This window comes from Pseudomonas sp. GW821-FHT03C07, from assembly GCF_059420925.1.
The window spans coordinates 304,753-326,427 of sequence record NZ_JBWKUQ010000002.1; the positions used below are offsets into that span (position 1 = coordinate 304,753).

At 61.0% G+C, this 21,675-nt stretch carries 23 protein-coding genes; 22 read left to right on the forward strand and 1 reads right to left on the reverse strand.

Annotated elements, in window-relative coordinates:
- Positions 1-60 precede the first annotated feature (60 nt).
- The 3 genes from secD (at position 61) to AC07VG_RS04645 (ending at position 3,541) form a co-directional block, all read left to right on the forward strand.
- A complete protein-coding gene (secD, locus tag AC07VG_RS04635; RefSeq protein WP_495000716.1) occupies positions 61-1,929 on the forward strand; it encodes a protein translocase subunit SecD in 1,869 nt (622 codons plus the stop codon).
- Between the two features lie 9 nt (positions 1,930-1,938).
- On the forward strand, positions 1,939-2,853 hold the full coding sequence (gene secF, locus AC07VG_RS04640) for a protein translocase subunit SecF (RefSeq protein ID WP_248797089.1): 915 nt from the start codon (positions 1,939-1,941) through the stop codon (positions 2,851-2,853).
- Between the two features lie 124 nt (positions 2,854-2,977).
- Positions 2,978-3,541 carry a glycine zipper 2TM domain-containing protein gene (locus AC07VG_RS04645; RefSeq protein ID WP_495000717.1) on the forward strand — a complete coding sequence of 188 codons (564 nt, stop codon included), beginning with the start codon at positions 2,978-2,980 and terminating at the stop codon, positions 3,539-3,541.
- A 160-nt stretch (positions 3,542-3,701) separates the two neighbouring features.
- Here the strand turns inward: AC07VG_RS04645 and suhB are convergent, their stop codons facing one another.
- The gene (suhB, locus tag AC07VG_RS04650; RefSeq protein ID WP_191486016.1) at positions 3,702-4,517 is read right to left on the reverse strand and encodes a type III secretion system regulator SuhB; all 816 of its coding nucleotides are present in this window, start codon (positions 4,515-4,517) and stop codon (positions 3,702-3,704) included.
- 144 nt (positions 4,518-4,661) lie between these two features.
- On the opposite strand from suhB, the gene trmJ reads away from it, so the two are divergent.
- From trmJ to der, 19 genes are all read left to right on the forward strand, one after another.
- Positions 4,662-5,435 carry a tRNA (cytosine(32)/uridine(32)-2'-O)-methyltransferase TrmJ gene (gene trmJ, locus AC07VG_RS04655; RefSeq protein WP_495020575.1) on the forward strand — a complete coding sequence of 258 codons (774 nt, stop codon included), beginning with the start codon at positions 4,662-4,664 and terminating at the stop codon, positions 5,433-5,435.
- Entirely contained in the window at positions 5,435-6,211 is a 777-nt protein-coding gene (gene cysE / locus AC07VG_RS04660) for a serine O-acetyltransferase (RefSeq protein ID WP_495000719.1), read from the forward strand. The genes trmJ and cysE overlap by 1 nt, the downstream gene beginning before the upstream one ends.
- 304 nt (positions 6,212-6,515) lie before the next feature.
- Complete coding sequence (iscR, locus tag AC07VG_RS04665; protein WP_495000720.1) at positions 6,516-7,007, forward strand: Fe-S cluster assembly transcriptional regulator IscR; 492 nt, start codon at positions 6,516-6,518, stop codon at positions 7,005-7,007.
- Between the two features lie 50 nt (positions 7,008-7,057).
- Positions 7,058-8,272, forward strand: coding sequence for an IscS subfamily cysteine desulfurase (locus tag AC07VG_RS04670; RefSeq protein WP_495000721.1), 1,215 nt, complete (start codon positions 7,058-7,060; stop codon positions 8,270-8,272).
- 100 nt (positions 8,273-8,372) lie between these two features.
- Positions 8,373-8,759 (forward strand): Fe-S cluster assembly scaffold IscU, encoded by a 387-nt coding sequence (gene iscU, locus AC07VG_RS04675; protein ID WP_007929523.1) that lies wholly within the window; start codon positions 8,373-8,375, stop codon positions 8,757-8,759.
- A 45-nt stretch (positions 8,760-8,804) separates the two neighbouring features.
- Complete coding sequence (iscA, locus tag AC07VG_RS04680) at positions 8,805-9,128, forward strand: iron-sulfur cluster assembly protein IscA (protein ID WP_010565230.1); 324 nt, start codon at positions 8,805-8,807, stop codon at positions 9,126-9,128.
- 8 nt (positions 9,129-9,136) lie between these two features.
- Positions 9,137-9,658, forward strand: coding sequence for a co-chaperone HscB (gene hscB / locus AC07VG_RS04685; protein ID WP_495000722.1), 522 nt, complete (start codon positions 9,137-9,139; stop codon positions 9,656-9,658).
- Between the two features lie 51 nt (positions 9,659-9,709).
- The gene (gene hscA / locus AC07VG_RS04690; protein ID WP_495020576.1) at positions 9,710-11,572 is read left to right on the forward strand and encodes a Fe-S protein assembly chaperone HscA; all 1,863 of its coding nucleotides are present in this window, start codon (positions 9,710-9,712) and stop codon (positions 11,570-11,572) included.
- 2 nt (positions 11,573-11,574) lie between these two features.
- On the forward strand, positions 11,575-11,916 hold the full coding sequence (gene fdx / locus AC07VG_RS04695; protein WP_495000724.1) for an ISC system 2Fe-2S type ferredoxin: 342 nt from the start codon (positions 11,575-11,577) through the stop codon (positions 11,914-11,916).
- Between the two features lie 14 nt (positions 11,917-11,930).
- On the forward strand, positions 11,931-12,131 hold the full coding sequence (gene iscX / locus AC07VG_RS04700; RefSeq protein ID WP_248797098.1) for a Fe-S cluster assembly protein IscX: 201 nt from the start codon (positions 11,931-11,933) through the stop codon (positions 12,129-12,131).
- An 88-nt stretch (positions 12,132-12,219) separates the two neighbouring features.
- Positions 12,220-12,645, forward strand: a complete 426-nt coding sequence (gene ndk, locus AC07VG_RS04705; RefSeq protein ID WP_103498543.1) for a nucleoside-diphosphate kinase — start codon at positions 12,220-12,222, stop codon at positions 12,643-12,645.
- 28 nt (positions 12,646-12,673) lie between these two features.
- On the forward strand, positions 12,674-13,822 hold the full coding sequence (rlmN, locus tag AC07VG_RS04710; RefSeq protein ID WP_495000725.1) for a dual-specificity RNA methyltransferase RlmN: 1,149 nt from the start codon (positions 12,674-12,676) through the stop codon (positions 13,820-13,822).
- A gap of 12 nt (positions 13,823-13,834) precedes the next feature.
- A complete protein-coding gene (gene pilW, locus AC07VG_RS04715) occupies positions 13,835-14,596 on the forward strand; it encodes a type IV pilus biogenesis/stability protein PilW (RefSeq protein WP_495000726.1) in 762 nt (253 codons plus the stop codon).
- Entirely contained in the window at positions 14,593-15,570 is a 978-nt protein-coding gene (locus AC07VG_RS04720; RefSeq protein WP_495020577.1) for a RodZ domain-containing protein, read from the forward strand. The genes pilW and AC07VG_RS04720 overlap by 4 nt, the downstream gene beginning before the upstream one ends.
- 3 nt (positions 15,571-15,573) lie before the next feature.
- A complete protein-coding gene (gene ispG / locus AC07VG_RS04725) occupies positions 15,574-16,683 on the forward strand; it encodes a flavodoxin-dependent (E)-4-hydroxy-3-methylbut-2-enyl-diphosphate synthase (RefSeq protein ID WP_495000728.1) in 1,110 nt (369 codons plus the stop codon).
- A 22-nt stretch (positions 16,684-16,705) separates the two neighbouring features.
- Complete coding sequence (gene hisS / locus AC07VG_RS04730; RefSeq protein ID WP_495020578.1) at positions 16,706-17,995, forward strand: histidine--tRNA ligase; 1,290 nt, start codon at positions 16,706-16,708, stop codon at positions 17,993-17,995.
- A gap of 40 nt (positions 17,996-18,035) precedes the next feature.
- A complete protein-coding gene (locus AC07VG_RS04735) occupies positions 18,036-18,677 on the forward strand; it encodes a tetratricopeptide repeat protein (protein ID WP_495000730.1) in 642 nt (213 codons plus the stop codon).
- A complete protein-coding gene (gene bamB / locus AC07VG_RS04740) occupies positions 18,670-19,821 on the forward strand; it encodes an outer membrane protein assembly factor BamB (RefSeq protein ID WP_495020579.1) in 1,152 nt (383 codons plus the stop codon). The genes AC07VG_RS04735 and bamB overlap by 8 nt, the downstream gene beginning before the upstream one ends.
- Before the next feature lie 265 nt (positions 19,822-20,086).
- Positions 20,087-21,562 carry a ribosome biogenesis GTPase Der gene (gene der / locus AC07VG_RS04745; protein WP_495000732.1) on the forward strand — a complete coding sequence of 492 codons (1,476 nt, stop codon included), beginning with the start codon at positions 20,087-20,089 and terminating at the stop codon, positions 21,560-21,562.
- Positions 21,563-21,675 lie beyond the last annotated feature (113 nt).

Consider the following 21,675-nt stretch of genomic DNA (forward strand, 5'->3'; position numbering starts at 1 on the left):
TTCAACTTTCAACAATCGACGGGGCGCGCAAGGCGCCCCGCGTCATAAGCGGGCGGCGTGATGCTGAACAAATACCCTCTGTGGAAATACCTACTGATCCTGGCGGTGCTGGCGGTCGGTTTTATTTATTCCGCTCCCAATCTCTATCCTGACGATCCGGCGATCCAGGTCAGCGGCGCCAGCACGGCGTTGCAGGTCACGCAGGCCGATCTGGACCGCGTGAGCAAGGCGCTCACCGATGCCAAGATCACCGTCAAGGGCGCCACTCTGGCCGCCGGCGGCAAGGGCGGTCTGATCCGCCTGACCAAGCAGGAAGACCAACTGCCGGCCAAGGACGTGGTACGCAAAGCCCTTGGCGACGACTATGTCGTGGCCCTGAACCTGGCACAGACCACCCCGCAATGGCTGCGCAGCCTCGGCGCGCACCCGATGAAGCTGGGTCTGGACTTGTCCGGTGGTGTGCACTTCCTGCTGGAAGTGGACATGGAAAAAGCCGTCGACGCCCGCCTGAAAGTCTATGACGGCGACGTCAAGAGCCTGTTGCGCAAGGAGCGTGTGCGTTATCGCACCCTGCCACCGTTCAATGGTGCCATCCAGTTGGGCTTTGCTGACACGGATACCCGCGAGCAGGCCCGTGCGCTGGTCCGCAAGAGCTTCAACGATTTCGACATTGTAACGGCCGACCTCAACGATCAGCCGGTACTGCGTCTGGCGATGACCCCGGCCAAGCTGGCGGAAATCCGCGAATACTCCATCAAGCAGAACTTGACCACGGTCCGTAACCGCGTCAACGAACTGGGTGTGGCCGAGCCACTGGTGCAGCGTCAGGGTGCCAACCGCATCGTGGTCGAGCTGCCGGGCGTACAAGACACCGCTGAAGCCAAGCGGATCCTCGGCAAGACCGCCAACCTGGAGTTCCGCCTGGCCGCTGAGCCGGGTGCTTCGAAGGCGACCTCCGAGGAGTTCGAGTTCCGTGAAGGCAATCGTCCTCCGGCGCAGATCGAGCGTGGCCTGATCATCACCGGTGACCAGGTGACCGATGCCAAGGCCGGCTTCGACGAGCACGGTCGTCCACAGGTGAACATCAAGCTCGATGGTCACGGTGGCGAGCTGATGAGCCGCGCGACCCGCAGCAACGTCGGGCGCAGCATGGCGGTGATCTTCATCGAACAGAAGCCGATCACCACCTACACCAAGCAGGTCGTCAACGGTGTCGAGAAAGACGTGCCGGTGCAGTCCTTCAAGGAAGAGAAGAAGATCATCAGCCTGGCGACCATCCAGTCGCCGCTGGGCAGTCAGTTCCGCATCACCGGCCTGAACGGTCAGGGCGAGTCCTCGGAACTGGCGCTGCTGCTGCGTGCTGGTGGTCTGGCCGCGCCGATGTACTTCGCTGAAGAACGTACCATCGGTCCAAGCCTGGGCGCCGACAACATTACCAAGGGTATCGATGCGTCGCTGTGGGGCATGCTGTTCGTCTCGCTGTTCATCATCGCCATCTACCGCTTCTTCGGCATCATTGCCACCGTGGCGCTGGCTTTCAACATGGTTGCCTTGCTGGCGCTGATGTCCCTGCTGGGGGCGACGCTGACCCTGCCGGGTATCGCTGGTATCGTCCTGACCATGGGGATGGCGGTGGACGCCAACGTGCTGATCTTCTCGCGGATACGTGAAGAGATTGCCTCGGGAATGACCGTGCAGCGAGCGATCAATGAAGGCTTCGGTCGTGCATTCACGGCGATCATCGACGCCAACCTGACCACCTTGCTGGTGGGCGGTATCCTCTTTGCCATGGGCACCGGCCCGGTCAAAGGCTTTGCGGTGACCATGTCCCTCGGGATCTTTACCTCGATGTTCACGGCCATTCTGGTGACCCGCGCGATGGTCAACCTGATCTTCGGCGGTCGTGACTTCAAGAAGTTGTGGATTTAAGGGGCTGCCATGTTACGTACTATCAACTTCATGGGTGTTCGCAACGTTGCGTTCGGCTTCACCCTGTTCCTCACCGCATTGGCCTTGTTCAGCTGCTTCCACAAGGGTATGAACTACGGTCTGGACTTTACCGGCGGTACGCTTATCGAGCTGACCTACGAGCATGCGGCGGATGTCTCCAAGGTGCGCGAGCAGCTGAGTGAGTCCGGTTATCACGAGGCGATCGTGCAGAGTTTTGGCGCGACCACCGATCTGCTGGTGCGGATGCCGGGTGCAGACCCGCAGCTGGGTCATCAGGTGGCCGAGGCGCTGCAGAAGGTCGGCGGCGATAACCCGGCGCAGATCAAGCGCGTCGAGTTCGTCGGCCCGCAGGTAGGTGAAGAGCTGCGCGACCAGGGCGGCCTCGGCATGCTTATGGCGCTGGGCGGCGTGTTGATCTACCTGGCCTTCCGCTTCCAGTGGAAGTTCGCGGTCGGTGCCATCGTCTCGCTGATCCACGACGTGGTGGTGACCGTGGGTATCCTGTCGTTCTTCCAGGTCACCTTCGACCTGACGGTGCTGGCGGCGGTACTGGCGATTATCGGCTACTCGCTCAACGACACCATCGTGGTCTTCGACCGGGTGCGTGAGAACTTCCGTGTGCTGCGCAAGGCCAGCCTGATCGAGAACATCAACGTCTCGACCACTCAGACCCTGCTGCGGACCATGGCGACGTCGATCTCCACCCTGCTGGCGATTACCGCGCTGCTGTTCTTTGGTGGCGACAATCTGTTCGGTTTCTCCATCGCCCTGTTCGTCGGGGTGCTGGCGGGTACCTATTCGTCGATCTACATCGCCAACGTGGTGCTGATCTGGCTGAACCTGAACAGCGAGGACCTGATTCCTCCGGCCAATACCCAGAAGGAAGTCGACGACCGTCCTTGACGGAAATCTTTCTTCAGGTTGTCAGCTGATAAAGGCGCGAGTGTTGAACTCGCGCCTTTTTTTATACTCCAAAGCCATAGAGAAAGGCGGGCATCGATCCGCTTGTGATGGTCAGGAGGTTCACGTGAACAAGTCGTTGCTGGTGGGTGCGGTATTGGGTGCTGTCGGTGTGACTGCCGGGGGTGCTGTTGCCACCTATAACCTGGTAAAAGGCGGCCCTGAGTATGCGCAAGTATTGGCGGTAGAGCCGGTCAAGACTCAAATCAAGACCCCGCGCCAAGTCTGTGAAGATGTCGCGGTGACCCGGCAGAAACCAGTCCAGGATGAGCACCGTCTGGCCGGTACCGCACTGGGTGCGGTCGGCGGTGGTTTGCTGGGTAGCCTGGTCGGTGGCGGTCGCGGCAAGACCCTGGCCACCGTGGTCGGTGCGGTCGGTGGTGGTTACGCCGGTAACAAGGTGCAGGAGGGCATGCAGGAGCGTGACACCTACACCACGACCCAGAAGCGCTGCAATACGGTCAACGATGTCAGCGACAGGGTCGTCGGCTACGATGTGCGCTATCAGTTGGGCGGCAAGGAAGGCAAGATCCGCATGGATCGCGATCCGGGTAACCAGATCCCGGTGGACAAGGACGGGCATCTGGTCCTGAGCCAGAACCCGCCGGTTCAAGGCCAGCCTGGTCAATAATCAAACGCAGGTTTTGCGCTCGATATGGATTTCCGGTTGGGCGCGGTCCCTGTGAAAGCCGGCTCCTACAGGTAGGCGGCAGCCCTTGCGGGGGTGGTTGGGTCTCAAATCGCAGGCATAAAAAAGCACCCCCGAGGGGTGCTTTTTTGTGGCTGGGTGCTTAGCGCTTCAGCGAAGCTGGCAGGTGCGGCTGGATCGCCGTCAGCACAGCCTTGAAGCACTTGGTGTTGCCAGCAACGATATGGCCTTTTTCCAGGAAGTCGTGACCGCCGGTGAAGTCGCTCACCAAGCCGCCGGCCTCTTGGATCAGCAGGGCGCCTGCGGCCATGTCCCACTCGGACAGGCCCGACTCCCAGAATGCATCGAAACGACCGGCGGCGACATAGGCCAGGTCCAGGCTCGCGGCACCGGCGCGGCGGATGCCAGCGGTCTGGCCGACCAGGGCGCGGAACATGCCCAGGTAGTTGTCCAGGTTGTCCATCTGGTCGTCACGGAACGGGAAGCCGGTACCCAGCAGGGCGCCGTCCAGGCTGGTGCGACCGCTGACGCGCAGGCGACGGCCATTGAGCTGGGCGCCACGGCCACGGGAGGCGGTGAACTCTTCCTGGCGAACCGGGTCGAGGACCACGGCGTGCTCAAGGCGGCCGCGGTATTTGCAGGCGATGCTGACCGCGAAGTGCGGGATGCCACGCAGGAAGTTGGTGGTGCCATCGAGTGGGTCGATGATCCACAGGTATTCTTCGCCTTCACCGCTGCCGGCGTGGAAGCCGGTTTCTTCGCCACGAATGCCGTGGGTTGGATAGGCCTTGCGCAGCGCGTCGATAATTTTCTGTTCAGCCGCGCGATCCACTTCGGACACGTAGTCCTTGGCGTCTTTTTCGTCGACCTTGATGGTATCCAGGCGCTCGATGGAGCGGAAAATCAATTCACTGGCGCTGCGGGCGGCGCGCAGCGCGATATTCAGCATGGGCTGCATGGACATTTCACCTAGAGTGTTAAAGAAAGCCGAACATTCTACCAGAAAAGTCCCGGGGGAGAAGGACGACGTTGGCGCTCGTGGCGCAATCCCCAGTGCTTCTGTAAGATTTGCTCCCCTTCGCCGAGTCTGAGAGTGTCTCTCGTGCTGCAAAATATTCGTGTTGTCCTGGTCAATACCAGTCATCCGGGCAATATCGGCGGGGCCGCGCGGGCCATGAAGAACATGGGGCTGTCGCGCCTGGTACTGGTGGCGCCGCGGATCTTTCCGTCCGCTGAAGCCGATGCGCGGGCTTCCGGCGCTACCGATATCCTTGAAAACGCGCAAGTCGTCGCCACCTTGGAAGAGGCGTTGAACGGCTGCAACCTGGTGTTTGGCACCAGTGCCCGCGACCGTCGTATTCCCTGGCCATTGCTCGATCCCCGTGAGTCCGGGTTGAAAGTGGTCGAGGAGGCCGGGCAGGGGGCCGAGATCGCGCTGGTGTTCGGGCGCGAAGATTCCGGCCTGACCAACGACGAACTGCAGCGATGTCATTATCACGTGCATATCCCGTCCGATCCGGACTTCAGCTCGCTCAACCTCGCCACGGCGGTGCAGGTGCTGAGCTATGAGGTGCGGATGTCCTGGCTGGCGGCCGTCGGGCGGCCGAGCAAGGTAGAAAAGCAAGAAGTGGCGTCGACGCGCAGCGAAGAGCTGGCGACCATGGATGAGATGGAGCGGTTCTACGGCCATCTGGAACAGACCCTGGTGGCCATCGACTTCCTCGACCCCGAAAAGCCGCGCCATCTGATGGCCCGGTTGCGTCGCCTGTACGGGCGCAGTTCGGTCAGTCGCGCCGAGATGAATATTTTGCGGGGCATCCTCACGGAAACCGAAAAAGCGGCCCGGGGCGAGCTCCTTAAGCGGAAGGATCAGTGATGTTCGAGCGTTTGCGAGAAGATATCCAGAGCGTATTCCATCGTGACCCAGCGGCGCGCAATGCCTTTGAAGTGCTGACCTGCTACCCGGGCCTGCATGCCATCTGGCTGCATCGCCTGGGCCATGCGTTGTGGGGCATGGGCTGGAAGTGGCTGGCGCGGGTGGTGTCGAACTTCGGTCGCTGGCTGACCGGTATCGAGATCCATCCCGGAGCCAAGGTCGGGCGGCGGTTCTTTATCGACCATGGCATGGGCATCGTGATCGGTGAAACCGCCGAGATCGGCGATGACGTGACGATTTACCAGGGGGTGACCCTGGGGGGTACCAGCTGGAACAAGGGCAAGCGGCATCCGACCCTGGAAGATGGCGTGGTGGTGGGTGCTGGCGCCAAGGTGCTGGGGCCGTTTACCGTCGGTGCCGGGGCCAAGGTCGGTTCCAATGCGGTGGTGACCAAGGCAGTGCCTCCGGGAGCGACGGTGGTCGGTATTCCGGGGCGGATCATCATGAAGGTCGACGATCAGGTCGAAGCCAAGCGCAAGGCCATGGCGGAGAAGATCGGTTTCGATGCCTATGGCGTCAGTGAAGACATGCCGGACCCGGTGGCCCGGGCCATTGGTCAGTTGCTCGATCACTTGCAGGCGGTGGATGGGCGTCTGGAAGGCATGTGCGGGGCGCTGAAGGACTTGGGCAGCACTTATTGCGCCAAGGAGCTGCCGGAGTTGCAGTGTGACGGGTTTGTCGAGGTGAAGGGCGAGACCGAGGCCAAGGTCGGTTGATCTTCGCTGGGCTTGCTGGCCTTTTCGCGGGCAAGCTCCGCTCCCACAGTAATAACCGTGTCGTACACAGAGATTGCGCACGGCACAAAACCTGTGGGAGCGGAGCTTGCCCGCGAAGAGGCCCTTGAAGGCAACAAAAAACCATCGATCCAGCGCAATGCCATTACGCCTCGGACTTTGCTACAATTTGCGCGCTGTTTTAGCGGTAAACCCGACTAAAGCACTAGGTCTTATAGTTGACTTAAATACTCGGGAATAGCATACTCTTCCCCATCCCGATCCCGTAACTCCGTGGTACCTGTCCATGCGACTGACTACAAAAGGCCGATACGCCGTGACCGCCATGCTCGACCTGGCGTTGCACGCGCAACGCGGGCCGGTGTCTCTGGCCGATATCTCCGAGCGCCAAGGCATCTCCCTGTCCTACCTCGAACAGCTTTTCGCCAAGTTGCGCCGCAGCAACCTGGTGTCCAGCGTGCGTGGTCCCGGCGGCGGCTACCAGCTGTCGCGCGAGATGCAGGGGATCCAGGTCGCCCAGGTGATCGATGCCGTGAACGAATCGGTCGATGCCACCAAATGCCAGGGGCTGGGCGATTGCCATGGCGGCGATACCTGCCTGACCCACCATCTGTGGTGTGACCTCAGCCTGCAGATCCACGAATTTCTCAGCGGTATCAGCTTGGCGGACCTTGTCACTCGCCGTGAAGTGCAAGAGGTCGCCCAGCGTCAGGATCAGCGCCGCGGTAATAGCAAGGCGCTACACCTGGATAAGATCGAAGCGTCCGCCGTCGAATGACAGCCAAAGAGCCTGCGGTGCGCCAGCCAGCCTGATTTAGGAGAGTGTCCATGAAATTGCCGATTTACCTTGATTACTCAGCGACGACCCCGGTTGATCCGCGTGTCGCCCAGAAGATGAGTGAATGCCTGCTGGTCGACGGAAACTTCGGTAACCCGGCGTCCCGTTCCCACGTGTTCGGTTGGAAAGCCGAAGAGTCGGTGGAAAACGCTCGCCGTCAGGTGGCCGACCTGGTCAATGCCGACCCGCGTGAAATCGTCTGGACCTCCGGTGCCACCGAGTCCGACAACCTGGCGATCAAGGGTGTCGCGCATTTCTACGGTTCCAAGGGCAAGCACCTGATCACCAGCAAGATCGAACACAAGGCGGTCCTCGACACCATGCGCCAACTGGAGCGCGAAGGTTTCGAAGTCACCTACATCGAGCCTCGCGAAGATGGCCTGATCACTCCGGCCATGGTTGAAGCCGCCCTGCGCGACGACACCATCCTGGTCTCGATCATGCACGTGAACAACGAGATCGGCACCGTCAACGACATCGCCGCCATCGGCGAGCTGACCCGCTCGCGCGGTGTGCTGTTCCACGTTGATGCCGCTCAGTCCACCGGCAAGGTCGACATCGACCTGCAGAAGCTGAAAGTCGACCTGATGTCCTTCTCGGCTCACAAGACCTACGGTCCAAAAGGCATCGGCGCGCTGTACGTCAGCCGCAAGCCGCGGGTTCGCCTCGAGGCGACCATGCATGGCGGCGGTCATGAGCGCGGCATGCGTTCCGGCACCCTGGCGACCCACCAGATCGTCGGTATGGGCGAAGCGTTCCGCGTGGCCAAGGAAGACATGGCTGCCGAGAACCTGCGCATCAAGGCCCTGAGCGAGCGATTCTACAAGCAGGTTGAGCATCTGGAAGAGCTGTACATCAACGGCAGCATGAGCGCCCGCGTACCGCACAACCTGAACCTGAGCTTCAACTACGTCGAAGGCGAGTCGCTGATCATGGCGCTCAAGGACCTGGCGGTTTCCTCCGGTTCCGCGTGCACCTCGGCTTCGCTGGAACCTTCGTACGTACTGCGCGCTCTGGGCCGCAACGACGAACTGGCGCACAGCTCGATCCGCTTCACCTTCGGCCGCTTCACCACCGAAGAAGAAATCGATTATGCCGCGCAGAAAGTCTGTGAGGCCGTCACCAAGCTGCGCGCTCTGTCGCCGCTGTGGGACATGTTCAAAGACGGCGTCGATATCTCGAAAATCGAGTGGGCGGCACACTAAATAAAGAAGCCGCCACATACAGGTCCTGTAGCGACGCGGCAATCAACGGCTGGCGTAACCACAGGACCGAGAGCGGCCCTGATGAGTGAGGATTAGTACCATGGCTTACAGCGAAAAGGTCATCGACCACTACGAAAACCCGCGTAACGTCGGCAAGATGAACGCGGAAGACCCGGATGTCGGCACTGGCATGGTCGGCGCCCCGGCGTGCGGCGACGTGATGCGCCTGCAGATCAAGGTCAACGAGCAAGGCATCATCGAAGATGCCAAGTTCAAGACCTACGGTTGCGGTTCGGCTATCGCCTCCAGCTCCCTGGCTACCGAGTGGATGAAAGGCAAGACTCTGGATGAAGCAGAGACCATCAAGAACACTCAGTTGGCTGAAGAGCTGGCCCTGCCGCCAGTGAAAATCCACTGCTCGGTACTCGCCGAAGACGCCATCAAGGCCGCCGTTCGCGACTACAAGCAGAAGAAAGGCCTGATCTAAACGATCTGGCGTTGAAGATTTGGGCGATATAGTAAGGAGTCACCGATGGCTATCAGCATGACAGAAGCGGCTGCTCGACACGTGCGACGCTCCCTTGACGGGCGCGGCAAAGGTGAAGGGATTCGTCTGGGTGTTCGCACCACAGGCTGTTCCGGCCTGGCCTACGTGCTGGAGTTCGTCGACGAGGTGGTGGCGGAAGACCAGGTGTTCGAGAGTCACGGCGAGAAAGTGATCATCGACCCGAAAAGCCTGACCTACCTGGACGGCACCGAGCTGGATTTCGTCAAGGAAGGGTTGAACGAAGGCTTCAAGTTCAACAACCCCAACGTGCGCGGTGAGTGTGGCTGCGGCGAAAGCTTCAACATCTGAGGCTTCTTGTGGGTACTCCTTGTCATTTCGCTTTATTCGAGTTGCAGCCGAGCTTTACGCTGGATCTCGAACAGTTGGCCGCGCGCTATCGAGAACTGGCGCGCGGTGTGCACCCGGACCGCTTTGCCGACGCTTCCGAGCGTGAGCAGCGCCTGGCCCTGGAGCAGTCCGCCAGCCTCAACGAGGCCTATCAGACCCTCAAGAGTCCTCCCAAGCGTGCGCGCTACCTGCTCGCCATGGGCGGTCGCGAGTTGCCACTGGAGGTCACGGTGCACGATCCCGATTTCCTTATGCAGCAGATGCAATGGCGCGAGGAGCTCGAGGAGCTGCAGGACGAGGCGGACCTGCCCGGTATCGCCGCGTTCAAGCGCCGCTTGAAAGTCGCCCAAGACCAGTTGAACGACAGCTTCGCAGCCTGTTGGAACGATGCCGCGCAACGCGAACAGGCCGAACGCCTGATGCGGCGCATGCAGTTTCTCGACAAGCTCACCTACGAAGTGCGCCAGTTAGAAGAGCGCCTCGACGATTAACCCAGTGCCGCCTCGGTCGCACGCCTGATATTCAGATAAGTCCAGATAACGATGGCCCTACTGCAGATCGCCGAACCCGGCCAGAGTCCTCAACCACACCAGCGTCGCCTGGCTGTGGGGATCGACTTGGGCACTACCAATTCGCTGGTCGCTGCGTTGCGCAGTGGTCTTTCCGAGCCGTTGCCCGATGCCGACGGGCAGGTCATCCTGCCGTCCGCGGTGCGCTATCACGCCGATTGCGTTGAAGTCGGCCAGTCGGCCAAGCTGGCCGCCGCCGGTGACCCGTTCAATACCGTGTTGTCGGTGAAGCGTCTGATGGGCCGTGGCCTGGCGGACGTCAAGCAACTGGGCGAACAACTGCCTTACCGCTTTGTCGGCGGCGAGTCGCACATGCCGTTCATCGACACCGTGCAGGGGCCGAAAAGCCCGGTGGAAGTGTCCGCGGAGATCCTCAAGGTGCTGCGTCTGCGCGCCGAGTCGAGCCTGGGCGGCGAGTTGGTGGGGGCGGTGATCACCGTGCCGGCCTATTTCGACGAGCCCCAGCGTCAGGCGACCAAGGATGCGGCGCGGCTGGCCGGACTCAATGTGCTGCGCCTGCTCAACGAGCCGACCGCTGCGGCGGTGGCCTACGGTCTGGATCAGAACGCCGAAGGCGTGGTCGCGATCTATGACCTGGGTGGGGGCACCTTCGATATTTCCATCCTGCGTCTGACCCGTGGCGTCTTCGAAGTGCTGGCTACCGGTGGCGACAGCGCCCTGGGTGGCGATGACTTCGATCATGCGATCGCCGGCTGGATCATTGAGCGGGCGGGCTTGTCCGTCGATCTCGATCCGGGTACGCAGCGTCATCTGTTGCAAATCGCCTGCGCCGCCAAGGAAGCTCTGACCGATGAGGCTTCGGTTGAGGTGGTGTATGGCGACTGGCGTGCGGCGTTGACCCGCGAAGCCTTCGATGCGCTGATCGAGCCCATGGTTGCGCGCAGCCTCAAGGCTTGCCGGCGTGCCGTGCGTGACTCGAACGTGGAGCTCGGCGAGGTCCAGGCCGTGGTCATGGTCGGTGGTTCGACCCGCGTGCCGCGTGTTCGCGAGGCGGTCGCCGAGATGTTCGGTCGCCAGCCGTTGACCGAGATTGACCCGGATCAGGTGGTGGCCATTGGTGCCGCGATCCAGGCCGATACCCTGGCGGGCAACAAGCGCGATGGTGGCGAATTGCTGCTGCTGGACGTCATTCCGTTGTCCCTGGGGCTGGAAACCATGGGTGGCCTGATGGAGAAGGTGATTCCGCGCAACACCACCATCCCTGTCGCCCGTGCCCAGGACTTCACCACTTATAAAGACGGCCAGTCGGCCATGATGATTCACGTCCTGCAAGGCGAGCGTGAACTGATCAGCGACTGTCGGTCCCTGGCGCGCTTCGAATTGCGCGGCATCCCGGCCATGGTCGCGGGTGCGGCGAAGATTCGCGTGACCTTCCAGGTCGATGCCGACGGTCTGCTCGATGTTTCGGCCCGTGAGCTGGGTTCGGGCGTTGAGGCGAGCATCCAGGTCAAGCCGTCCTACGGTCTGACCGACGGCGAAATCGCCAGGATGCTCAAGGATTCGTTCCAGCACGCCAGCGACGACAAGGTCGCCCGCGTGCTGCGTGAACAGCAGGTCGATGCCCAGCGCCTGGTCGAAGCCGTGCAGGCGGCCTTGGAGGCCGATGGCGAGCGCTTGCTGGATGCCGACGAGCGCATGGTCATCGACCTGCAGGTTCAGGAGTTGACCGAACTGATGAAAGGCACCGATGGTTATGCCATCGAGCAACAGACCAAGCGTCTGTCGCAAGTGACCGACGCCTTTGCTGCCCGCCGCCTGGACTCGACGGTGAAAGCCGCGCTGGCGGGGCGTAACCTGAATGAGATTGAGGAATAACGATGCCGCAGGTCATTTTTCTGCCACACGAAAGGTTTTGCCCGGACGGCATGGTCGTGGAGGCTGAGACGGGTGTGTCCATCCTCGAACTGGCTCATCAGTACCATATCGAGATGGAAAGTGCCTGTGGTGGTGTTTGTGCCTGCACCACCTGTCACTGTCTGATCCGCGAGGGTTTCGACTCGCTGGAAGAGGCCGATGAGCTGGAAGAAGACTTCCTTGATAAGGCTTGGGGTCTGGAAGCCCAGTCGCGTCTGGCCTGTCAGGCCAAAGTCGGGACTGAGGACCTGACCGTCGAGATTCCGAAATACTCGCTCAACCACGCCGCCGAAGCGCCGCATTGATTCTAGGAGCTGTCATGAGCCTGAAATGGGTTGATGTGCTGGAAATCGCGATTCAACTGGCTGAAACCAAGCCGGAAGTTGATCCAATGTCGGTCAACTTCGTCGATCTACAGAAGTGGGTAATGGCATTGCCCGAGTTCGATGACAAGCCTGAGCACTGCGGCGAGAAGATTCTGGAGGCCATTCAGGCCCACTGGATCGAAGAACGCGACTGAGCAACGCAGCAGGTTAGGCAATACCCAGGAACCCGCGTATAATTCGCGGGTTTAATTTTTGGCAAATCACTGTTTCTGGAGTTACACCATGGCTGTTCAACGTACTTTCTCCATCATCAAGCCTGACGCCGTTGCAAAAAACGTGATCGGCAAGATCGTTTCCCGTTTCGAAGACGCTGGCCTGCGCGTTGTCGCTTCGAAAATGAAGCAACTGTCCAAAGCTGAAGCCGAAGGCTTCTACGCTGAGCACAGCGCTCGTGGTTTCTTCGGCGACCTGGTTGCCTTCATGATCTCCGGTCCGGTTGTCGTTCAGGTTCTGGAAGGCGAAAACGCTATCGCTCTGAACCGTGAGCTGATGGGCGCTACCAACCCTAAAGAAGCGGCTGCCGGTACCATCCGTGCTGATTTCGCTGATTCCATCGACGCCAACGCTGTACACGGTTCGGACTCCGAAGCCGCTGCTGCTCGCGAAATCTCGTACTTCTTCGCAGCTACCGAAGTAACCGCTCGCTAAGCAAAGGCTTGGGAGTGAGGGTGAATCCATGACTGTATCAATCGGCAAAACAAACCTGTTGGGTCTGACTCAACCGGAGATGGAAAAATTCTTCGACTCAATCGGGGAGAAGCGTTTCCGTGCCGGTCAGGTCATGAAGTGGATTCACCACTTTGGCGTCGATGATTTCGACGCCATGACGAACGTCAGCAAGGCCTTGCGTGAAAAGCTCAAGACGGTTGCCGAGGTTCGTGGTCCTGAAGTTGTCAGCGAGGACATCTCCACCGACGGCACCCGTAAATGGGTGGTGCGCGTGGCGTCCGGCAGCTGCGTCGAGACCGTCTACATTCCCCAGGGCAAACGCGGCACCTTGTGCGTTTCGTCCCAGGCGGGCTGTGCCCTGGATTGCAGTTTCTGCTCCACCGGCAAGCAAGGCTTCAACAGCAACCTCACCGCCGCCGAAGTCATCGGCCAGGTGTGGATTGCCAACAAATCCTTTGGCAGCGTCCCGGCGACCGTCGACCGTGCCATCACCAACGTGGTGATGATGGGCATGGGGGAGCCGCTGCTGAACTTCGACAACGTCATCGCGGCCATGCACCTGATGATGGACGACCTGGGCTACGGCATCTCCAAGCGCCGCGTGACCCTGTCGACCTCCGGCGTGGTACCGATGATCGACGTGCTCGCCGAGCATATCGACGTCTCCCTGGCGCTGTCGCTGCATGCACCGAATGACGCATTGCGTAACCAATTGGTGCCAATCAACAAGAAGTATCCGCTTAAGATGCTGCTTGAGTCGTGCCGTCGCTACATGGCGACCCTCGGCGAGAAGCGCGTCCTGACCATCGAGTACACCCTGCTCAAGGATGTCAACGACCAGGTCGAGCATGCTGTCGAGATGATCGAACTGCTCAAGGACACGCCGTGCAAGATCAACCTGATTCCGTTCAACCCGTTCCCGCACTCCGGGTACGAGCGCCCGAGCAACAATGCGATCCGGCGTTTCCAGGATCTGTTGCATCAGGCTGGCTACAACGTCACGGTACGCACCACCCGCGGTGAAGACATCGACGCGGCCTGTGGTCAACTGGTGGGGCAGGTGCTGGATCGCACCCGTCGCAGCGAACGCTACATCGCCGTACGTGAGCTGAGCGCCGATGCCGAAAGTCCGCAAAGCGCCGCGAACCGAAACTGAGAGAGGACCTCCATGACCCTGCGCGCTGCGCTCCTTGTAGTATTCGTCGGCCTGCTGGCCGGCTGCGTTTCAACGGGTAATGTCGACCCGTTGAGTACCAGCAAGGGGCGCGATGAAGCGCGCGCGGCTTATGTGCAGTTGGGCATCGGTTATCTGCAGCAAGGCCAGACCGAGCAGGCCAAGGTGCCGTTGAAGAAAGCTCTGGAGATGAACAGCTCCGATCCGGATGCCAATGCCGCCCTGGCGCTGGTGTTCCAGGCCGAAGGCGAAACGCAATTGGCCGAGGAGCATTTCCACAAGGCCTTGTCGTCGCGTCCGGACGACGCGCGCACGCTCAATAATTACGGCAGCTTCCTGTTCGAACTCAAGCGTTACAAGGACGCCTACGCACGTTTTGAACAGGCCGCCGCCGACAGCCTCTACACCGAACGCTCGCGGGTTTTCGAAAACCTCGGCCTGACCGCCCTGGCCCTCGGCCAGCGCGACCTGGCCCTGCAACATTTCGATAAATCCCTGCGCCTGAATCGCCAACAGCCACGTGCTTTGCTGGAAATGGCTGAGTTGTCTTACGAAGACAGGCATTATGTGCCCGCACGCGATTATTACGCGCGCTTCAGCCTGCTGAGCGAGCAAAATGCACGTAGTCTATTGCTCGGTATCCGCCTGGCGAAAATCTACGAAGATCGTGACAAGGCCGCCAGTTACGGCTTGCAACTAAAACGACTCTATCCCGGTACGCCGGAATATCAGCAATACCTGTCGGAGCAAAGATGAAAGCGGCGCAACCCGAATTTGTAGCAGCGACTCGCGTCAACCCCGGTGAGACCCTGCGTCAGGCCCGCGAAAGCAATGGTTGGACGCTGGCCGAGGTGGCCGTGAAGCTCAACCTCACGGTGTCGTCCCTGAGTAACCTGGAAACCGGTGCCTTCGACAAGCTGCCGGGGCATACCTTTGCCCGGGGTTATATCCGTGCCTACGCCAAGTTGCTCGGCATGGACCAGGCCGTCCTGGTCCAGCAGTTCGACCAGAGCACCGGCACCGACTCCCAGGGCAGCAGCGTCCAGGCTCTGGGCCATATCGAAGAACCGGTGAGGTTTTCCCACACCCTCTTGCGCATTGTCAGCCTGCTGCTGCTGATTGCCGTGATCGGCGGCGGCTTCATCTGGTGGCAGGACCAGGCCAGCCTGCGTTCCAAGGATCAGGCGGCGGTCAACATGGAGCACGTCGAAGTCGAAAGTGCCGACGGCACCACGCAGATTCACCCGATCGACGAGCCGGAAGACCAGGCCGTGAACGAGAACCAGGCCGCCTCCGAGGCGCCGGCCCCTGAAGGCGCGGTCGAGGCCCAGCCTGCGGCTGCGGCCCCGGCCACTTCGGCGGTGGTGCCTGTACCACATTCGGCGCAGACCCTGGTGGTGGCCCCGACGCCCGCCCCGGCCCCGCTGTCGACGGTCGCGCCCACTGCCCCTGCCAACGGCGCCCCGGCTGCCGCCGAGCCTGTGGCCGGTGCTGGTCAGGTCCACCTGACCTTCGTCGCCGATTGCTGGACCCAGGTCACCGACGGCAATGGCAAGGTGCTGGTCAGCGGCCTCAAGCGCAAGGGCGAGAACCTTGAGCTCGGCGGCAAGCCGCCGTTTGCCGTGCGCCTGGGCTATGCCCGTGGTGCACAGATTTCGTACAACGGTCAGCCGGTCGATATCGCCCCGTTCACCAGTGGCGAGACCGCTCGCCTGAAGCTAGGTCAATAAGTCATGCACGGCGAATCCCCAATCAAGCGTCGCGAGTCTCGTAAAATCTGGGTCGGCTCGGTACCCGTAGGCGGCGATGCGCCGATCGCGGTGCAGAGCATGACCAACAGCGACACCAATGACGTCGCGGCCACCGTGGCGCAGATCAACCGCCTGGAAGCCGCCGGCGTCGATATCGTGCGCATTTCCGTGCCGGACATGGATGCCGCCGAGGCTTTCGGTCGGATCAAGCAGTTGGTCAAGGTGCCGTTGGTCGCTGATATTCACTTCGATTACAAGATCGCCCTGCGCGTGGCCGAGCTGGGTGTCGACTGCCTGCGTATCAACCCGGGCAATATCGGTCGTGAAGACCGCGTGCGCGCGGTGGTCGATGCCGCCCGTGATCGCGGTATTCCGATCCGCATCGGCGTCAACGCCGGTTCCCTGGAAAAAGACCTGCAGAAAAAGTACGGCGAGCCTACGCCGGCAGCGCTGGTGGAGTCCGCCCTGCGCCATGTCGAGCACCTGGAACGCCTGAATTTCCAGGACTTCAAGGTCAGCGTAAAGGCTTCCGATGTGTTCATGGCGGTAGCCGCCTACCGCCTGCTGGCCAAGGAAATCGTCCAGCCGCTGCACCTGGGGATCACCGAAGCCGGTGGTTTGCGTTCAGGCACAGTGAAATCCGCCGTCGGCCTCGGTATGCTGCTGGCCGAAGGGATTGGCGATACTATTCGCATCTCGTTGGCGGCCGACCCGGTCGAGGAAGTGAAAGTCGGCTACGACATCCTCAAGTCCCTGCACCTGCGCTCCCGTGGTATCAACTTCATCGCCTGCCCGAGCTGCTCGCGGCAGAACTTCGATGTGGTCAAGACCATGAACGAGCTGGAAGGGCGCCTGGAAGATCTGCTGGTGCCGCTGGATGTGGCGGTGATCGGGTGTGTGGTCAATGGACCGGGTGAGGCCAAAGAGGCCCATATCGGCCTGACCGGTGGGACGCCGAACCTGATCTACATCGACGGCAAGCCGGCGCAGAAACTGACGAATGACAATCTGGTGGATGAGCTCGAAAGGCTGATCCGGCAGAAGGCGGCCGAAAAGGTCGAAGCCGACGCGGCGCTGATCGCCCGCGGCTGATCGAAGAATTTAAGGATATTTTGTGAGCAAGTCTTTGCAAGCCATTCGTGGCATGAACGACATCCTGCCCGAGCAGACGCCGCTGTGGCGCTATTTCGAGGGCACCGTTGCGCGCCTGCTGGATAACTACGGTTACAAGCAGATCCGCATGCCGATCGTCGAATTCACCGAGCTGTTCAAGCGCTCCATCGGTGAAGTGACCGACATCGTCGAAAAAGAGATGTACACCTTCGAGGACCGCAACGGCGATTCCCTGACCCTGCGTCCGGAAGGTACCGCAGCCTGTGTGCGCGCGGTGCTGGAACACGGCATCACCGGTGGCGGCCAGCCGCAGAAACTCTGGTACATCGGCCCGATGTTCCGCCACGAGCGTCCGCAGAAAGGCCGTTATCGCCAGTTTCACCAGATCGGCTGCGAAGTCTTCAATATCGACGGCCCGGACATCGACGCCGAACTGATCGTGCTGACCTGGCGCCTGTGGGGCCTGCTGGGCATCCGCAACGCGGTCAAGCTCGAACTCAACAGCCTGGGCACCAGCGAGGCCCGCGGACGTTATCGCGAGGCCCTGGTGGAGTTCCTCAGCGCGCGTCTCGAGCTGTTGGACGAAGACAGCCAGCGCCGCCTGAAGACCAACCCGCTGCGGGTGCTCGACACCAAGAACCCGGATACCCAGGCCGCGCTGGTGGATGCGCCGAAACTCGCCGACTACCTCGACGAAGAATCGCGTCTGCACTTCGAAGGCCTCAAGGCCCGTCTCGATGCAGCCGGTATCCCGTACGTGATCAATCCCAAGCTGGTGCGCGGGCTGGACTACTACAGCAAGACCGTTTTCGAATGGGTCACCGACCAATTGGGCGCTCAGGGCACGGTCTGTGCCGGTGGTCGCTACGATGGTCTGGTGGAGCAGATGGGCGGCAAGCCGACCCCGGGCGTGGGTTTTGCCATGGGCATCGAGCGGCTGATCCTGCTGCTGGAAACCCTGGAGCGGGTCCCGGAAGAAATTGCCCGTCAGGTCGACGTCTACCTGTGCGCCTTTGGTGAAGCCGCTGAGCTCGCGGCCCTGGCCCTGAGCGAGAAGGTCCGTGACCAGCTGCCGAACCTGCGTTTGCAGGTTAACGCCGGTGCGGGCAGCTTCAAGAGCCAGTTCAAGAAAGCTGACAAAAGCGGTGCGCTGTACGCCTTGATTCTCGGCGACGACGAGTTGGCTCAGCAAGTGGTAGGTTTCAAACCCCTGCGTGGCCAGGGCGAGCAACAAAGCATTGCCTGGGAGGCTCTTTCCGAGCACTTGGCCACCTGCGTCGTGCAGGGTTGAAGCTGTAAAACAGCCGATTTAGAGAATAAGGAGTATTGGGGTGTCGAGTACCGAAGATGATCACTTGGCGGAGTTGAAGGACTGGTGGCAGCGTAACGGCAAACCCCTGGTCACTGGCGGCTTGCTGGCCCTGGTAGTGGTGTTCGGCTGGCAGGCTTGGCACAAATACCAGAACAACCAGGCGCAAGGCGCCTCGGTGCTCTATCAGCAATTGCTGGAAACCACCCTGACGCCGGACGGCAAGCCCGACCCTGGGCGCGTGGCGGACCTGGCCAACAAGCTCAATACCGACTTTGCCGGGAGCGCCTATGCGCAATACGGCAGCCTGTTCGTGGCGAAAGTCGCGGTCGATACCGGTAAGCTGGACGACGCTGCTCGTGAGCTGAAAGCCATTATCGACAAACCGGCCAACGTCACCCTGGGCGAAGTCGCGCGTCAGCGCCTGGCCCAGGTGCTGGCGGCACAGAACAAGGTCGACGACGCACTGAAACTGCTCGACGGCGATGCTGACAAGGCGTTCCTGGCCAGTCGCGAAGAACTCAAGGGGGACCTGTTGGTTCAACTGGGTCGGACCGATGAAGCCCATGCCGCGTACCAAAAGGCCAAGGCGGCGCTGTCTGATGAAGCAGCGGTCGGTGGCTTACAAATCAAGCTGGACGACCTGGCCAAAGGGGATGCGTGACGTGATCCGTTGGAAACATGCAGCATTGCTGGCTCTGGCCATTCTGGCCGCGGGTTGCAGCAGCAACAGCAAGAAAGAACTGCCACCGGCCGAACTGACTTCCTTCAAGGAAGAAGTGGTTCTGCATAAAGAGTGGAGCCGTTCCATCGGTGACGGCCAGGGCAAGATCTACAACATGTTGGTGCCGGCGATTGACGGCGATACCCTCTACGCGGCCGATGCGACCGGTGTAGTGATCGCCATGGACCGCATGAACGGCGACGTGAAGTGGAAGAAAGACCTGGAGCTGCCGGTTTCCGGCGCCATCGGCGTCGGCTACGGCCTGGTGCTGATGGGCACCCTCAAGGGCGAAGTGATTGCCCTGGATGCCAGCAGCGGCGAGCAGAAATGGCGCGCCCAGGTGACCAGCGAAGTGCTGGCGCCACCGGCCACCAACGGTGATGTGGTGGTTGTGCAGACCCAGGACGACCGTGTGATCGGCCTCGATGCCGACACCGGTCACCAGCGCTGGTTGTACGACAGTTCCCCGGCGGTCCTGACCCTGCGTGGCACCGGCGCACCGATCGTGACCAACCACCTGGCGGTGGCGGGTCTGTCCAGCGGTAAAGTGGTCGCCCTGGATACCCATAACGGCGTGCCGGCGTGGGAAACCCGCGTGGCCATCCCGCAAGGGCGTTCGGAGCTGGAGCGCATCGTCGACATCGACGGCGGCCTGCTGTTGTCTGGCGGCAGCTTGTATGTCGCCAGCTACCAGGGCCGCATGGCGGCACTGGACCTGGAAAGCGGTCGAGTGCTCTGGCAGCGTGATGCTTCCAGCTACTCGGGTGTTGCCCAGGGTTTCGGCAGTGTCTATGTTGCCTTGGCGTCCGGCACGGTTGAAGGCGTCGACGAACGTTCCACCACGGCGATCTGGAGCAACGATGCCCTGGCTCGCCGTCAGCTGTCGGCACCGGAAGTGTTCTCCAGCTATGTTGCCGTGGGCGACTTCGAAGGCTACCTGCACCTGCTGAGCCAGGTGGACGGTCGCTTCGTCGGTCGCGAGCGCATCGACAGCGACGGCCTGCGTGCCCGTCCGCTGGTGGTAGGTGACATGATTTACGTGTATGGCAACAGTGGCAAACTGGAAGCCCTGACCATCAAGTAAAGGTTTGACTATGCTTGGGGGCATCCCAGCGCATCACTTGTAGGAGCGAGCTTGCTCGCGATGGTCGTCAACGATAACGTGGGGCATCTGATGCACCGCGGCGCCCCGGCCCATCGCGAGCAAGCTCGCTCCTACAGGTTTGGCGTTGATCCCACAGGCGGCCTCGTTTCATGAGGTTTGCGGCACCTCCCGGTGCTGCCCCGAGCACCAGCCGCTGCCTTGCAGCGGCTTTTGTATTTTCTGAAATAACGAAGTGGAGAGCCGCATGGTTCCCGTAATCGCCCTGGTGGGCCGACCGAACGTCGGCAAATCCACCCTGTTCAACCGCCTGACCAGGACTCGCGACGCCATTGTCGGCGACTTGTCCGGTCTGACCCGTGATCGCCAATACGGTGAGGCAAAGTGGCAGGGGCGCACCTATATCCTGATCGACACCGGCGGTATTTCCGGCGACGAGCATGGCATGGATGAAAAAATGGCCGAGCAGTCGCTGCTGGCCATTGAAGAAGCCGATGTCGTGCTGTTCCTGGTGGATGCCAAAGCCGGCTTCACCGCCGCTGACCAGATGATCGGCGAGCACTTGCGCAAACGTAACAAGCGCTCCTACGTGGTCGCCAACAAGGTCGACAACATCGACCCGGATATGGCCCGCGCCGAATTCAGCCCGATGGGCCTGGGCGACGCGATCCCGATCGCTGGCGCCCACGGTCGCGGTATCACCCAGATGCTGGAAATCGCCCTGAGCGACTTCCCGAAAGACGACGAAGACGAGCCGGAAGACGGTGAGATCGAAGACGTTGCCGAAGGTGAAGAAGCCAAGCGTATTCCCGGCCCGAGCGAAAAAGATGGCATCAAGATCGCCATCATCGGTCGTCCGAACGTCGGCAAGTCGACCCTGGTCAACCGCATGCTCGGTGAAGACCGGGTCATCGTCTATGACGAGCCGGGCACCACCCGCGACAGTATCTACATCCCGTTCGAACGTAATGAAGAAAAGTACACGCTGATCGACACCGCCGGTGTGCGTAAGCGCGGCAAGATCCACGAGGAAGTCGAAAAGTTCTCCGTGGTGAAAACCTTGCAGGCGATCAAGGACGCCAACGTGGTGATCTTCGTCATGGATGCCCGCGAAGGGGTGGTCGACCACGACCTCAACCTGCTCGGGTTTGCCCTGGAGTCGGGGCGTGCGCTGGTGATCGCCCTGAACAAATGGGACGGCATGACCCCGGGCGAGCGTGATTTCGTCAAAATCGAGTTGGAACGCCGGTTGTTCTTCGTCGATTTCGCCGACATCCACTTCATCTCGGCCTTGCACGGCACTGGCGTGGGTAACCTGTACCAGTCGGTGCAGAACTCCTTCAAGTCGGCGGTGACCCGCTGGCCGACCAGCCGTCTGACCCAGATTCTCGAAGACGCCGTGAGCGAGCACGCGCCGCCGATGGTCAACAGCCGTCGGATCAAGCTGCGTTACGCGCACCTGGGTGGGGCCAACCCGCCGTTGATCGTGATCCACGGCAACCAGGTGGAGAAGGTGCCGAAGTCCTATGTTCGCTACCTGGAAAACACCTACCGTCGCGTGTTGAAACTGGTAGGGACGCCGATCCGCATCGAGTTCAAGGGCGGCGAGAACCCGTACGAAGGCAAGAAGACCGCGCTGACCGACCGTCAGGTCAACAAAAAGCGCCGGATGATGTCGCACCACAAGCAGGCCGATAAAAAGCGTCGTGACAAGAAACGCTGATCCAGGGCATGAGAACGGGCGCTTCGGCGCCCTTTTTCATGCCTGCCGTTTACGTTATCCTCGAACCCTCCCGTGCCCCGTAGAGCCGGATGTTAAGCTGGGAAAACGCCCCC